The 14,341-nt window shown below is 68.2% G+C and carries 13 protein-coding genes and 1 pseudogene; 12 read left to right on the top strand and 2 right to left on the bottom strand.

Translation table 11 applies throughout. The features are described from left to right. Window positions 1–20: 20 nt before the first annotated feature. From C7401_RS40975 to C7401_RS40965, 3 genes and pseudogenes are all read left to right on the top strand, one after another. Entirely contained in the window at window positions 21–1,040 is a 1,020-nt protein-coding gene (locus tag C7401_RS40975) for an iron ABC transporter substrate-binding protein (protein WP_112177764.1), read from the top strand. 25 nt (window positions 1,041–1,065) lie between these two features. Next, a pseudogene (locus C7401_RS40970) lies at window positions 1,066–2,718 on the top strand (ABC transporter permease). An 18-nt stretch (window positions 2,719–2,736) separates the two neighbouring features. Further along, window positions 2,737–3,786 carry an ABC transporter ATP-binding protein gene (locus C7401_RS40965; protein ID WP_112177763.1) on the top strand — a complete coding sequence of 350 codons (1,050 nt, stop codon included), beginning with the start codon at window positions 2,737–2,739 and terminating at the stop codon, window positions 3,784–3,786. Here C7401_RS40965 and C7401_RS40960 read toward each other — a convergent pair. Continuing rightward, window positions 3,774–4,643: a LysR family transcriptional regulator gene (locus C7401_RS40960; protein ID WP_112177762.1), complete on the bottom strand. Its 870-nt coding sequence runs from the start codon at window positions 4,641–4,643 to the stop codon at window positions 3,774–3,776. The genes C7401_RS40965 and C7401_RS40960 overlap by 13 nt on opposite strands. A gap of 123 nt (window positions 4,644–4,766) precedes the next feature. Here C7401_RS40960 and C7401_RS40955 point away from each other — a divergent pair, with 123 nt between their 5' ends. Beyond that, window positions 4,767–5,693: a DMT family transporter gene (locus C7401_RS40955; protein ID WP_112177761.1), complete on the top strand. Its 927-nt coding sequence runs from the start codon at window positions 4,767–4,769 to the stop codon at window positions 5,691–5,693. A gap of 68 nt (window positions 5,694–5,761) precedes the next feature. Here C7401_RS40955 and C7401_RS40950 read toward each other — a convergent pair whose 3' ends face one another. After that, complete coding sequence (locus C7401_RS40950) at window positions 5,762–7,063, bottom strand: MFS transporter (RefSeq protein ID WP_112177760.1); 1,302 nt, start codon at window positions 7,061–7,063, stop codon at window positions 5,762–5,764. A gap of 216 nt (window positions 7,064–7,279) precedes the next feature. Between C7401_RS40950 and C7401_RS40945 the strand changes: the two genes are divergently transcribed. From C7401_RS40945 to mdcH, 8 genes are read left to right on the top strand one after another with little or no spacing between them, the layout of a single operon-like run. Next, window positions 7,280–8,068, top strand: a complete 789-nt coding sequence (locus tag C7401_RS40945) for a GntR family transcriptional regulator (RefSeq protein WP_112177759.1) — start codon at window positions 7,280–7,282, stop codon at window positions 8,066–8,068. Next, window positions 8,052–9,725 (top strand): malonate decarboxylase subunit alpha, encoded by a 1,674-nt coding sequence (gene mdcA, locus C7401_RS40940; protein ID WP_112177758.1) that lies wholly within the window; start codon window positions 8,052–8,054, stop codon window positions 9,723–9,725. Before C7401_RS40945 ends, mdcA begins: the two co-directional genes overlap by 17 nt. A gap of 5 nt (window positions 9,726–9,730) precedes the next feature. Beyond that, a complete protein-coding gene (locus C7401_RS40935; RefSeq protein ID WP_112177757.1) occupies window positions 9,731–10,699 on the top strand; it encodes a triphosphoribosyl-dephospho-CoA synthase in 969 nt (322 codons plus the stop codon). Further along, complete coding sequence (locus C7401_RS40930; RefSeq protein WP_112177756.1) at window positions 10,687–10,989, top strand: malonate decarboxylase subunit delta; 303 nt, start codon at window positions 10,687–10,689, stop codon at window positions 10,987–10,989. The genes C7401_RS40935 and C7401_RS40930 overlap by 13 nt, the downstream gene beginning before the upstream one ends. Further along, on the top strand, window positions 10,986–11,867 hold the full coding sequence (locus C7401_RS40925; RefSeq protein WP_373864491.1) for a biotin-independent malonate decarboxylase subunit beta: 882 nt from the start codon (window positions 10,986–10,988) through the stop codon (window positions 11,865–11,867). Before C7401_RS40930 ends, C7401_RS40925 begins: the two co-directional genes overlap by 4 nt. Continuing rightward, entirely contained in the window at window positions 11,864–12,679 is an 816-nt protein-coding gene (gene mdcE / locus C7401_RS40920; protein ID WP_112177754.1) for a biotin-independent malonate decarboxylase subunit gamma, read from the top strand. The genes C7401_RS40925 and mdcE overlap by 4 nt, the downstream gene beginning before the upstream one ends. Then, a complete protein-coding gene (locus C7401_RS40915; protein ID WP_112177793.1) occupies window positions 12,679–13,356 on the top strand; it encodes a malonate decarboxylase holo-ACP synthase in 678 nt (225 codons plus the stop codon). Before mdcE ends, C7401_RS40915 begins: the two co-directional genes overlap by 1 nt. After that, complete coding sequence (gene mdcH / locus C7401_RS40910) at window positions 13,353–14,294, top strand: malonate decarboxylase subunit epsilon (protein ID WP_112177792.1); 942 nt, start codon at window positions 13,353–13,355, stop codon at window positions 14,292–14,294. Before C7401_RS40915 ends, mdcH begins: the two co-directional genes overlap by 4 nt. The last annotated feature ends 47 nt before the right edge of the window (window positions 14,295–14,341 follow it).

The raw sequence follows: 14,341 nt of genomic DNA, 5'->3' as shown, positions 1-14,341 counted from the left end.
AACACGGACAACGAAATAATATGAAAATTTCCTTGATGCGCGCACCACTGCGCGCCGCCGCCCTCTCGCTCGCCGTGGCCGGTCTGCTGCCGCTCGGCGCGCACGCTGCGTCGATCACGCTTTACAACGCGCAGCACGAGCAAGTCGTGAACCAGCTCGCGAAGGACTTCGAGCAGCAAACCGGCATCGACGTGAAGATCCGCAGCGGCGAAGGTCCGGCGCTCGCGGCGCAGCTCGTGGCCGAAGGCGAGAAAACGCCCGCCGACGTCTACTTCACCGAGAATTCGCCCGAGCTGATGCTGCTCGAAGAAAAGGGACTGCTCGCCCCCGTGCAGCCGGCCACGCTCACCGCCGTCCCGGCGCGCTTCAACTCGCCGCAAGGGCAATGGGTAGGCGTGACCGCGCGTGAGAACGTGCTCGTCTACAACACGGCCAAGGTGCAGCCCGCGCAACTGCCGCAAACGATCTTCGACCTTGCGAAGCCCGAATGGAAAGGCAAGGTCGGGATCGCGCCGAGCGACGCCGACTTTCTGCCGCTCGTCGACGCCGTGCTCGCCATGAAGGGCGAAGCCGCGACGCTCGCGTGGCTCAAGGGCCTGAAGAACAACGCGCAGATCTTCGACGACGACGAAGGCGTGGTCGCCGCCGTGAATCGCGGCGCGGTCGCCACGGGCATCATCAACAACTACTACTGGGACCGCCTGCACGCCGAGATCGGCGACAAGCAGACGCGCAGCGCCGTGGCTCATTTCGCCGACGGCGACGTGGGCGCGCTCGTGAACGTTTCGGGCGCGGCGGTGATGAAGTCGGCGCACAACGTGGATGGCGCGCAGAAGTTCCTCGCCTACCTCGTGAGCGAGCGCGCGCAGAAGCTGATGGCGCAGAACCACATCAGCTTCGAGTATCCGCTGCGCCCAGGCGTGGCGAGCGACCCCATCAACAAGCCGTTCGACCAGTTGAAGCCGCCTGCGCTGACCATCCAGCAACTCGGCGACGACAGCCAGGCAGGCAAGCTGCTGCGCCAGGCCGCTCTGCTGTAATCACCACGGAGTCCGAAGCAAGATCGTGAGCGAAGCAGTCACCACGGCGCAGGCCATGCCGGAGTCTCATCCCGAAGATGCCCGGGCGGCGTCACCCGAACTCACGCGGCGGCGCGCGCCGCGTGCGCTCTTTGCCGCCGCCGCGCTCGGCCCGTTGCTGGTGCTGCTGCCGCTTGCGCTCACGTTCTGGCGCGCGCTCTCGTTCGGCTTCGCCGACGCCGCCGAGCTGATCTTCCGTCCGCTCGTGGGCGAGTTGCTCGTCAATACGCTCTCGATCACCGTTTCGGCCACGCTCGCATCGGCCGTGCTCGGCACCGCCGTCGCGTGGCTCGTCGAGCGCACCGACCTGCCGGGGCGGCGCGCCTGGGCGCTGCTCGCCGCCGCCCCGCTCGCCATGCCCGCGTTCGTCACGAGCTACGCGTGGGTCTCGCTGAGCCTCGATTTGCAGGACTTTCTCGGCGCATTCATCGTCATCACGAGCGCCTATTTCCCGCTCGTCTATTTGCCGGTCGCTGCCGCGTTGCGCGGGCTCGACCCCGCGCTCGAAGAATCGGCGCGCGCGCTTGGCTGCAATCGCTGGGCCGTGTTCGTGCGCGTCGTGCTGCCGCAATTGCGGCCCGCGCTGCTCGGCTCGATGCTGCTGGTCGCGCTCGGCGTGCTGTCCGAATTCGGCGCATTCACGCTGCTGCGGTTTCGCACCTTCACCACCGAAATCTACGCGGAATACCGCACGAGCTTCGATGGCGGCGGGGCTTCGCTGCTCGCCTGCGTGCTGATCCTGCTGTGCCTTGTCTGCCTCGTGCTGGAGTTTCGCGTGCGCGGGCGCGCGCGCTATGAGCGCGTGGATCGCGGCGCGCGGCGCGTGAGCGTGCGCCATGCGCTCGGGCGCTGGCGCTAGCCCGTCGTGGCGGGCTTCATCACGCTCAACGCCGCCACGCTCGGCGTGCCGCTCGCGATGATCGGCTACTGGCTCACTCAGCCGGGCGCTGCCGCGATCACGCCAGCCGAAGTTTCACCCGAACTGCTGTTCTCCACCACGTTCGCCTCGCTACGGCTCGGCCTGACCGCAGCGTTCTTCACCACCCTGCTCGCACTGCCGCTCGGCTGGCTGCTGGCGCGCTACCCCGGCCGCGCCGCCACGTTCCTCGAACGCACGGCCTTTATCGCACAAGGCGTGCCGAGCCTCGTGATCGCGCTCGCCATCGTTTCGCTCGCGGTGCGCATGCTCGAACCGCTCTATCAGGGCACCACGCTGCTGATCGCCGCCTATGCGATGCTCTTTCTGCCGCTCGCGCTCGTGAGCGTGCGCGCAGCGCTCATGCAGGCGCAGCAGCGCCTGGAAGAAACGGCGCGCGCGCTCGGACTGGGCTGGTTCGAGACGCTGCGCCGCGTGGTGCTGCCGCTCGCGGGTCCGGGGCTTGGCGCGGCGGCCTCGATGGTCTTCATCTCCGTGGTGACCGAACTGAACGCCACGCTGCTGCTCGCGCCCATCGGCACGCACACGCTCGCCACCCAGGTGTGGACCGACACCTCCACGCTCGCCTTCGCGGCCGCCGCGCCCTATGCCGCGCTGCTCACCGCGCTGTCGCTCGCGGCCTCCGGCCTCCTGTTCGCGTTCGCGGGCCGCTCGGCACTTGCGGGCCATGCGCCCGCGGGCACGCCGCCGGACGCCAACTAAGCTTTTCTTCGCCCCGCCATGAGCACACTTCGCCTATCCGGCCTCAAGAAGGCCTTCGACGGTCATCCGGTCCTGCACGGCATCGACCTTTCGGTGCGATCGGGTTCACTCGTCGCGCTGCTCGGTCCCTCGGGCAGCGGCAAGACCACGCTGCTGCGCGTGCTGTGCGGCTTCGAACGCGCCGACGCGGGCACGATCGAGATCGACGGCCGACGGGTTGCGGGCGACGGCCTGCATCTGCCCACGGAGCAGCGCCGCATCGGTTACGTGCCGCAGGAAGGCGCGCTGTTTCCGCATCTGAGCGTGGCCGAGAACATCGTGTTCGGTTTGCCGCGCGCACAGCGGCGCGCCCAACACCGCGTGGCCGAATTGCTCGATCTGGTCGGTCTTCCGGAATCCTATGCAACGCGTGCACCGCAACAGCTATCGGGTGGCCAGCAGCAGCGCGTGGCGCTCGCACGGGCGCTTGCGCCCTCGCCCGGTCTCGTGATGCTCGACGAGCCGTTCTCCTCGCTCGACGCGGCACTGCGCGTTGAAACGCGCGAAGCCGTGGCGCGCGCGCTTGCCGCCGCCGGCGCGACCGCCGTGCTCGTCACGCACGATCAGGCCGAGGCGCTTTCGCTAGGCCACGAAGTCGCCGTGCTATGGCAAGGTCATGTGCTTCAGAGCGCACCGCCGCAAACGCTCTACCGGCGTCCGGCCACGCGCGAACTGGCGGCCTTCATCGGCGAGGCGGTGCTGTTGCCGGGCACCGTGGAAAACGGGCGCGCTCATTGCGTGCTCGGCGCGCTGCCGATCCAGCAAGGCGCGCAAGCGGACAACGGCCCCGTCGATGTGATGCTGCGCCCCGAGCAGATCGACGTGTTGCCCGAGAGCACGCAACGCGACGGCGCGCTCGACGCCTTCGTGCGCGACATCACCTTCGAGGGGCAGGACGCCGCGCTCACGCTGCAACTGATCGATGCGAACACAACGGTCCGCGCGCGCGTGCCCGGCTACCGCACGCCGCGCGAAGGCGAGCGCGTGCGGCTCGCGGTGGGCGGCGAAGTGAGCGTCTACCCGCGCTGACGCGGCACCGAAAGGTCCTGCACCATCTGCTGCGCGAGGTAGTCGCAGGTCGGCCGGTTCGACTTGACGCTGCGCGCCACCACGATTTCCAGCGGCTCGATCTTCGGCAGGCCGTGCGCCTCGCCGAGTATCGCGAAGCGCGGCGGCACGCTGCACCGCGTGAGCGCGACGATCGCAATGCCCGCCTCCACCGTCGCCATCAGGCCCATGAGGCTCGCGCTGCTGTACGCGGCGCGATAACGTATATGTGCGGCGTCGAGCGCCGCCACCGTATGCGCGCGCGCCACGCTGCCATGCTCGTAAAGCCCGACCGGCAGCGGCGACATGGCGAGCGGCGCCGGGTCGGTGGCCGAGCCCACCCAGACCATCTCCTCGGCGCGCACGAATTCGCCGCGCAACTTGCGGTCGCGCGTGACAAAGGCAATATCGATCTTGTTGTCCGCGAGCAGCGGGCCGAGCGCCACGCTCTGCGCGCACACGATCTCGATCTCCACGTGCGGGTAGAGCGTCGAAAAGCGCCGCAACACGGGCGAAAGCAGCGACGCCATATAGTCGTCGGGCGCGCCGAGCACCACGCGCCCCGTCACCTCGGGCCGCACCATCGCCGCCCACGCCTCCTCCTGCAAGTCCAGTGCCCGCCGCGCGTATTCGAGCAGCGTATTGCCCGGCCGCGTGAGCGCGAGATTGCGCGTGTCGCGCGTGAACAGCGAGGTGCCGAGCATTTGCTCGAGCCGCTTGATCTGCATGCTCACGGCCGCCTGCGAGCGATGCACCGCGACCGCCGCCTTCGTGAAACTGCCCGCGTCGGCGACGGCGGCGAAGGTGCGCAGCAAGTCGATATCGAATTCGGGGTTCATGCAGGGTTCGGGATTAATAAGCTGGATTGATGGAATTCTTCAATTTAATTCGTTTGCCGACACCCTGCAACTGGCGAATACTGACTGGGTTTTCAACCTGCTTTCGACTTTCCCGCTCCGGCCATGCAAACCGACCTCCCCGGCAGCCGCCAGCAAGGCGTGCTCATGCTCGCCAGCGGTGGCCTCCTGATGGGCACGATCGGCGTGTTCGTCGAGGAGGCGCGCCTTGGCGCGCTCACGCTCGTGTTCTTCCGCTGCCTCTTCGGCATGCTCGCGCTCGCCGCGTACTGCGCCTACAAGGGCTGGCTTTCGCCGCGCCAGTTCACGCGCCGCACGCTCGCGCTCTCGCTCATCTCAGGTGTGCTGATGGTCACGCAGTGGGTGGCCTTCTTCGATGCGATCCATCGCACGAGCATTGCCGTGTCGACCGTGGTGTTCCATGTGCAGCCGTTCTGGGTCGTGCTGATGGGTGCGGCGCTCTTTCACGAGCGCCTCGGCGCGGACCGGCTGGGCTGGATCGGCATCGCCTTCGTGGGGCTCGTGCTCGCCTCGGGCGTGCTCGCGGAAAGCCATGTCGCCGATCACACGAGCTATATGATCGGCATCGCCGAGTCGCTGGGCGGCTCGGTGCTCTATGCGAGCGTCACGCTGATCGCCAAGAGCATGCGTAACTTTCGCCCGCATCTGTTCACGCTCATGCAATGCGTGGTGGGCACGGTGTGTTTGCCGCTGGTTGCGCCGTTCTTCGCGCCGCTCGAACTGGCGCACATCTCCGGCGTGCAATGGGGCTGGCTCGTCGGCATGGGCGTGCTCCACACGGGGCTTTCGTATGTGCTCATTTACGGCGCGTTGCCGATGCTGACCACGCCTGTGATCGCCGTGCTGCTGTTCGTGTATCCGCTCACGGCGATCGCGGTCGACGCACTCGTCTACGGGCGCGCGCTGAGCGTGCCGCAACTCGCGGGCATGGTGCTCATCGTGGTGGCGAGCCTGGGCGTGAATCTGGGCTGGCGCCTGATGCCGCCCAGGCTCGTGAAGGCGCGGCGCTAGCCGCTACGAACGCAGAATCCAGCGAGTCCAGCGAGAAAAGGCGCGCTCGCCCGCGCCGCAAAGGGCCCTCAGGACGGCAACACCTGCCCCTTCGTTTCCGGTGCGAACGGAATGATGAGGAGTCCGAGAACAAATGCGATCGCGGTGAGCGCCACGGGCATGCCGAGCGTGTGCATATGCAGCACCGCCGCGCCGAGCATGAAGTTCACGCCCGCCCCCACGAAGCGTCCGAACGACGTGCAAAACGCAAACGCCGTGGCCCGCACGCGCGTTTCGAACTGTTCGGGCAGCCAGAGACTGAACAGCGCGAAGTTGCCGCCGAAGAAGCCCAGCACGAACAGCAGCGCGATAAACGGCACGAGCCCGTTCTCCAGATAGAAGGCCCAGCCGAAGCTCGCCGCGATCGTCACGGCCATGCCCGCGAAATAGACGGCGAGCGTCCACTTGCGGCCAATGCGCTCGGCCATGGGCGGCAGCGCGAGGCAGCCGAGTATCGTGCCGATGGAGAGAATGCCGGTGGCAATCGATGCCGTGCGGATCGCCTCGGCCTTGTTCGCGCCCGCCTTCGTCGCGAGTTGGATCACGGCGGAGGGCTCGTACACGGCGCCCGCCCACAGCCCGATGATCGCGATGGTGAGCAACGCGCAGGCCACGGCAGTGCGCACGCGGTACACGCTGCCGAAAATCTCGCGCAACGGGTGGCCGCGATGCACGTGGCTCGCCTCCGACTTCTGCCACTTGTCCGGTTCTTCCACGCGCGTGAGCACGAGAATGGCGACCACCACCGGCAGCGCGCCCGTGAGGAACATGGCGCGCCAGCCGAAGTGCACGCCAATCGTGTAGTTCAACGCCGCCGCGATGAAAAAGCCCGCGTAATAGCCCGTTTGCAGATAGCCCGCGCCCATCTTGCGGCGATCCTCGGGCCACGACTCGGCCACGTAGGTGCCCGCGAGCGCCCACTCCCCGCCTATGCCCACACCGGCCAGAAAACGGTAGAAGCCGAGCGACCAGACGCTTTGCGCCGTAGCCGAAAGGCCCGTGAAGATCGCAAACATGAAGATGGTGCCCGCCAGCACACGCGTGCGTCCGAAGCGGTCGGCAAGCGGCCCCCAGATGAATGAAAGGCCCCAGCCCACCAGGAAGAGCGCGAACAGGATCGAGCCGGCAAGCCCGACGTTCGCCGCGCTCGCCTCGTAACCCGAGCGCGGCAGCAACTCGGTGAGTGCGGGTGTGAGCACGAGCGCGTAGATGAACGAGTCCATGCCATCGAGCGTCCAGCCTGCCCAGGCGCCCCAGAAACCGGCGATCTGCGACCGGTTGAGCGGTGTCTTGCCTTGAGCCCGCCGCGCGGTCTCGGTGATCGAATTCATGATGCCTCTCTCTCCTTTGGTGTCTCGCCTGCGCGCGTACCCGTGCGAACACGTTCCGCGACACGCGCAGATGCAGGCCGGTCGAGCGCCGGCCCTTCTTTCAGAAGCTCCCTGTAAGCCCCCGTTCTGCTTGCCCGCCTATAGTGGTTTTGTGTTTCTGTGTTGCGGGTTTTCGAGGCTTTCGCCTTCGTCGTTTTATATATAATATTTGATCTTATGACCGACGCAACGAATGGTTTTCCCCTGGAAGGCGCCGCCGCGCCCCGCACCAGCACCTCGCGGATGATCGCCGACGCCCTGCGCAGCGCGATCGTCGAGGGCAAGCTCGCGCCCAACGCGCCGCTGCGCCAGGACGCGATCGCGCGGCATTTTTCGGTGAGCGCCATTCCCGTGCGCGAGGCGCTGCGCCAGCTCGCGAGCGAAGGCTGGGCGAAGATCGAGGTGAACAAGGGCGCGAGCGTGGCCTCGCTCTCGGCCGACGAAGCGCGCGAGATCTACGAGATCCGCTCGGCGCTCGAAAGCCTCGCGCTCGGCCTCGCCATTCCCAACCACACGAGCGCCACGCTGCGCGAAGTGAGCACGCTTGCCGCCGCCGCGAAGCGCGAGCGCGATCCGTCGCTTTACGTCGCGCGCAACGAGGCCTTCCATATGAGCCTCTACGCACCCGCCGGCCGCCCGCAGTTGCTGGAGATGCTCGCCGCGCTCCATCGCCGCGGCGAGCGCTATCTGCGCCTGAAATTCGGCTTTCCCGAGTACAAGGGCGAATCCGATAGCGAACATGCCGAAATCCTCGCCGCCGTGAAGCGCGGCGACGTGCCCACCGCGCAAAAGCTCGTGGCCGCGCACCTGCTCGGCACGGGCGAACTGATCTACCGTTTTCTGACCGAGCGCGCCGCGCTGCCCTCAGCGCCCACCTCAGCGCCGCCTGCGGCCGCTGCCACGGCAAAGCCGCGCGCCGCCTCTTCCCGCTCACGGAGCCGAACCGCCGATGAAGCCTCAAGCTGATACGTCCACCTCGCCTGACCTCGCGCCGCGCTCATGGACCACGCGCCGCGACGAAAAGGCCCGCCGCCTCGCCGCCATTTCGCACTGGCTCGAAGACGGCGTGCTGCCCACCTCGCGCATGACCGACGCACTCGAACTGCTGATTCGCCCGGGCGACCGCGTCGCGCTGGAAGGCGACAACCAGAAGCAGGCCGACTTCCTCTCGCGTTCGCTGGCAAAAGCCGATCCCGCCAAGGTCAACAACGTTCACCTGCTGATTTCGAGCATCAGCCGCCCCGAGCACCTCACGCTGTTCGAGCGCGGCATCGCGCACCGCGTGGATTTCGCGTTCGCGGGTCCGCAAAGCCTGCGCGTCGCGCAACTGCTCGAAGACGGCCAGCTCGAAGTGGGCGCGATCCACACTTATGTCGAGCTGTACGCGCGCATGTTCGTGGACCTGATTCCGCAGGTCGCGCTGCTGTGCGCCGAGAAGGCGGACCGCCACGGCAATCTCTACACCGGGCCGAACACCGAAGACACGCCCACCATCGCCGAAGCGGCCGCGTTCAGCCAGGGCATCGTCATCGTTCAGGTGAACGAAATTGTTGACGAACTCCCGCGCGTGGACATCCCCGGCTCGTGGGTCGATGTGGTCGTGCAGGCGGACCGGCCGTTCGCCGTCGAACCGCTTTTCACGCGCGACCCGCGCCATATCGGCGACTTGCAGGTGCTCACCGCGATGATGGTCATCAAGGGCATCTATGCGCCCTATGGCATCGCCTCGCTCAATCACGGCATCGGCTTCGACACGGCCGCGATCGAATTGCTGCTACCCACCTACGGCGAATCGCTGGGCCTCAAGGGCAAGATTTGCCGCAACTGGACGCTCAATCCGCACCCCACGCTGATTCCCGCCATCGAATCGGGCTGGGTGGAAAGCGTGCACTGCTTCGGCAGCGAAGTGGGCATGGAGGCGTATATCGCCGCGCGCCCCGACGTGTTCTTCACCGGCAGCGACGGCAGCCTGCGCTCGAACCGCGTGCTGTGCCAGCTTGCGGGGCAATATGCCGTCGATCTCTTCATCGGCTCGACGCTGCAAATCGACGCCGACGCGAATTCGTCCACCGTCACGCGCGGGCGACTCGCGGGCTTCGGCGGCGCGCCGAACATGGGCCACGACCCGCGCGGCCGGCGTCACGCGAGCGAGGCGTGGCTCAAGCTGCTCAAGGATACGGGCCCCGTTTCGCGCGGCCACAAGCTCGTGGTGCAACTCGCCGAAACGTGGAAGAAAGGCGGCGAGCCGACCTTCGTGGACGAACTCGACGCGATTGCCGTGGGCCAGAAGAGCGGCATGCCCGTCGCGCCCGTGATGATCTACGGCGACGACGTGAGCCATGTCGTGACCGAGGAAGGCATCGCGCATTTGCATCGCGCCGAAGGCATCGACGAGCGCCGCGCGGCGCTCGCCGCCGTGGCGGGCGTCACGCCCATCGGCTTGCGCGCGCAGCAGCAGAAAACCGACGAATTGCGTCGCCGCGGCATCGTGCAGTTCCCCGAGGATCTCGGCATTCTGCGCGGCGAGGCCAAGCGCTCGCTGCTCGCCGCGCGCAGCATCGACGATCTGGTGACCTGGTCGGGCGGCCTCTACACGCCGCCCGCGCGCTTCCGTAGCTGGTAAGCGGCATGCGCACGCTACCCCTTACGCCGCTCGCCGAAGGCTCGGCGGGCATCGCGCGGCGCGTGCCGTACGAGCGCGACGCGCAGCCGCCCTGCTCCGATGCCCGGCTCGCCGCGCTTCTCTCACGCTTCGCCCGCGAAGCGCTGATCGAAGAAGCACGCCTCACGCCCAAGCCCGCGCTCGTGGATACGCGCGGTAGTGGCGCGCACAACGATCTCGATCTCGCGACGATGCTGCGTTCGGCGCACGCGCTCGAACCCACGTTCGAAGCGCTCGCGCGCGCCTCGCTCGGCGCGACGCCGGGCACGGCGTTGCGCACCGATCTCGCACGCATCGGCCGCGCCGGCGAGGCCGCGATGATGCGCGCGACGCAAGGCAGCAACGCCCATCGCGGCGCGATCTGGATCGTGGGCCTGCTCGTGGCGGGCGCGACGATCGCGCATACGCCGCAGAGCAGCGAAAGCGCGTACGCATACGCGGCGCGCATCGGCGAGACGGCCGCGCAAATCGCGCGCTTCGACGATCTGCTCGCACAACCCTCGCACAGCAATGGCGAGCGCGTGCGCCAGCGCTACAACGTGGGCGGCGCGCGCAGCGAGGCGCAGGACGGTTTTCCGCACGTCGTGCGCGTGGGCCTGCCCGCGCTGCACGCGGCGCGCGCGCACGGGATCGACGAAGCGCACGCGCGCGTGGACGCGCTGCTCGCGATCATGGCCTCGCTCGACGACACCTGCCTGCTGCATCGCGCGGGACTGGCGGGACGCGAGGCCGCGCAAGCCGGCGCGCAGCGCGTGCGCGAAGCGGGCGGCATCGCCACGCAGGCGGGCCGCGCCGCCTTCGACGCGCTCGAACTCGCGCTGCTCGCGCTCAACGCATCGCCTGGCGGCGCGGCCGATCTGCTCGCCGCGACGCTCTTCATCGACAGACTGCTTCAGCACCGCACTGGCGGGAGGACGGTTTCATGGAACAACTGACATTCGACTATCCGGCGCAACGCGCCGTGACGACGCGCGCCCACGTGGGCGTGGTGGGCTCGGGCGACCTCGAAGTGCTGCTACAGCCCGCCGACGCCATGCAGGCGCGCGTGGTCGTGCACACCAGCGTGGACGGCTATGGCCACATCTGGAAGAGCGTGCTCGATCGCTTCTTCACGCGTTACGACGGCGCGGCGCTCATCGAGATCAACGACTTCGGTGCGACGCCGGGCGTCGTGGCGCTGCGGCTCGCCGAAGCCGTGGAAGCGGCGCAGGGAGCACAGTCATGAGCATGGCTAATCAAATGACTCCGGGCGCGCTGCTGCGCGAAAGCTTCATCGAGCTGAGCGCGCGTGAACGCGCGGCCGCCGTGCTCGACGCGGGCACGTTCCGCGAGTTGCTCGGTCCGTTCGATCGCATCGAGTCGCCCTGGCTGCCGTTGCAGGGCATCGTCTGCCAGGCCGACGACGGCGCGGTGATCGCGCGCGGCACGATCGACGGCCAGCCCGCCGTCGTGGCCGCGATCGAATCGGCGTTCCAGGGCGGCAGCATCGGCGAGGTGTCGGGCAGCAAGATCGCCGCCGCGCTCGAACTCGCGCTCGCCGACTGCGAACGCGGCAAGATCGTGCGGCCCGTCATCCTGTTCGAAACCGGCGGCGTACGCCTCCAGGAAGCGAATCTCGGTCTCGCCGTGATCGCGGAAATCCAGTCGGCCATCGTCGCGCTGCGGCGTCATGTGCCCGTGGTCGGCGTGATCGCGGGCATGGTGGGTTGTTTCGGCGGCATGTCGCTCGCGGCGGCACTTTGCACGACGCTCGTGATGACGAAGCAAGGGCGCCTGGGCATGAACGGCCCCGAGGTGATCGAACAGGAAGCCGGCATTGAAGAGCTCGATTCGAGCGACCGCCGCCAGGTGTGGCGACTGATCGGCGGCGAACAGCGCGCGCGCACCGGATTCGCCGATGCGCTCGTGGAAGACACCGTGGACGATGTGCACGCCGCCGTGCGTGCGGCGTTCGCGCAAGGTGTGCCGCCCGTGCATCGCTCCGAAGCCGTGGATGCCACGCTCGCGAAGCTCGCGCAGATCGATCCCGCCACCGTCACCCCCGAATCGATGCGCGCGGTATTCGCCGCGTCGCCCCTGAACCTGCGCGGAGAAAAGGCATGAACGATACGACGACGAGCCGCGGCGCACGCTGGCTACGCGCCCTCGCGGGTGATAAAACGCAGGGCAGTTGCGTTCAGTACGCCGATGCACCGCTCGACGGCGAGACCGCACGCTTCATCACGGTCGCGCCCGATCCCGTGAATCGCTTTCCTCGCGCCCGCGACAATGTGGTGGGCCTGGAACAAGGCTGGCGTCTGGCACAGGCCGTGCGCGAAGCCATCGCCGAAGATGCCGCGAACCGCACGCGCCGCCCGATCGTCGCGATCGTCGACGTGAAGAGCCAGGCCTATGGCTATCGCGAAGAGATGCTCGGCATTCACCTTGCCTGCGCCTCGGCCGTGGATGCGTATGCAAGCGCGCGGCTCGCGGGGCATCCCGTGGTGGCGCTGATCGTCGGGCCCGCCATGTCGGGCGCGTTCCTCGCGCACGGCTACCAGGCCAACCGCATCGTCGCGCTCGATGCGCCCGGCACGATGGTGCACGCCATGGGCAAGGAAGCGGCGGCGCGCGTCACGCGGCGCAGCGTGGAAGACCTCGACGCGCTCGGCGAAAAGATCGTGCCGATGTCGTATTCGATGGCCTCGTTCGCCAAGCTCGGGCTGCTCGACGAATTGATCGGCGACGTCGATGCAGATGCGCCGAGCGAAGCGCAGATCGCGCGAGTGCGCGACGTGCTCGCACGGAAGGTGCGCGAAGCGCGTGACGACAAGAGCGGGCTCGCGCATCGCTTGCAAGGCGAGTCGGCGCAGCGCACGCGCGCGGCCTCGATCGAAGTGCGCAAGCGCCTTGCGCTTCAGTGGGACGCCAACTGATGCACGCCTGCGCCGCGCCGCCGTTCGCCCAGGACGCGCCGCGCGTGGACGATGCGCGCTGGCGCGCGCACGACCTGCTGCGCGTGGCGCGTCTCGCGCCATCGGCTGACGAACCGGCATGGGTGCGCAACGCGCTCGCGCGTGCGCCCTGGGTCGTCGTGCGGCGTGCGCGCGCGGCGGCGGCCTTTGTCGCCGTGGGCGTGCGGGGCGGCACGCGCGCCGAGCGGCACGCAACGTGGCTCAATATTGAGGATATCGAAATATCAATGAGTCCGGAAGCGCTCCTTGACGTTGCGACGCCCGATACCCGCCGCGCGCTGCCCGCCTTCGTCGCGCTCGCGGCCCTGCGCGAAGCCGCCTCGCCGCTGCACGACTACGTCTGGGGCCCAACCGGCAGCGCCGGTTTCGAACTGGCCTCAGGCGCGGCCACGCTCACGGCATCGAGCGATCTCGACATTCTGATCCGCTTGCCGCAACGCATCGAGCGCGCCGCCATCGACACGCTCGCACACGTGCTCGCCGAAGCCGCCGGCCGCGCCGGCACGCGCATCGACGCGCAACTCGAAACCCCCGCAGGCGGCGTCGCGCTTGCCGAACTCGCGGCACACAAGCCGCGCGTGCTGGCGCGAGCGAGCAGTGGCGCGCAACGCGTCGCCGACCCGTGGTGCCCGCCATGACGCTCGCCCTGCTCTTTCCCGGCCAGGGCGCGCAAAGCCCCGGCTTTCTTCACAAGCTGCCCCAGCACGATGCAGTGCAGGCGACGCTCAACGAAGCGTCGGCCGCGCTCGGGCTCGACGTCCTCTCGCTCGACGACGCCGAGGCGTTGTGCTCCACGGTCGCCGTGCAGATCGGGCTCACGGTCGCGGGCGTGGCCCTCTCTCGCGCGCTCGCACATGACGGTCTCGTGCCGCAGTTCAGCGCCGGACTCTCGGTGGGCGCCTACGCGGCGGCCGTGAGTTGCGAAGCGCTTTCCTTCGCCGACGCGCTGCATATGGTGCGCAAGCGCGCCGAGCTGATGGAGAGCGCATGGCCTTCGGGCTACGGCCTCTCGGCGATTGCGGGGTTGAGCGAAACGCAGGTGGAAACACTCGCGGATGCGCACGCGCGCGACGGCGGCGAGCGCGTCTACGTGGCAAACGTCAACGCGCCGCGCCAGATCGTCGTGGCAGGCGCGGACACGGCGCTCGAAGCCTTCGCGGCGCGTGCGCTAGCCGCCGGTGCACGCAAGGCGCAACGCCTGGCCGTTTCCGTTCCTTCGCATTGCGAACTATTGACCGACGCCGCCGACCGGCTCAGCGCATGGGCGCGTGACATCCCGTTTCGCACGCCACGCGGCGTGTACGTCGACAACCGTGGCGGCCGCCCGCTGCACAGCGCCGAAGCGATCCGCGCCGATCTCGCCACCAACATGCGCTACACGGTGCGTTGGTACGACGCGCTCACGGTCATGATCGAATCGGGCGCGAGCGTCCTGGTCGAAGCGCCACCCGGCCAGGTGCTCACCGACATCGCGCGCGAGCAGTATCCCGACACAGCGGCGCTCGCGGCGTCGAACTTGCCGCTGGAACGACTCGCCGCGATCGTGCGGCGGCGGCTTGGGGAAGAGAGCACCTGACTTCGCGCCTGACTTCGGCGTTTATGCGCATAAAGTGATATTTGATT

Source organism: Paraburkholderia unamae (genome assembly GCF_003268775.1).
Taxonomy (GTDB): domain Bacteria; phylum Pseudomonadota; class Gammaproteobacteria; order Burkholderiales; family Burkholderiaceae; genus Paraburkholderia; species Paraburkholderia unamae.
Note: the sequence above shows the minus strand (reverse complement) of the source record. Positions and strands in the feature narration are given on the sequence as shown.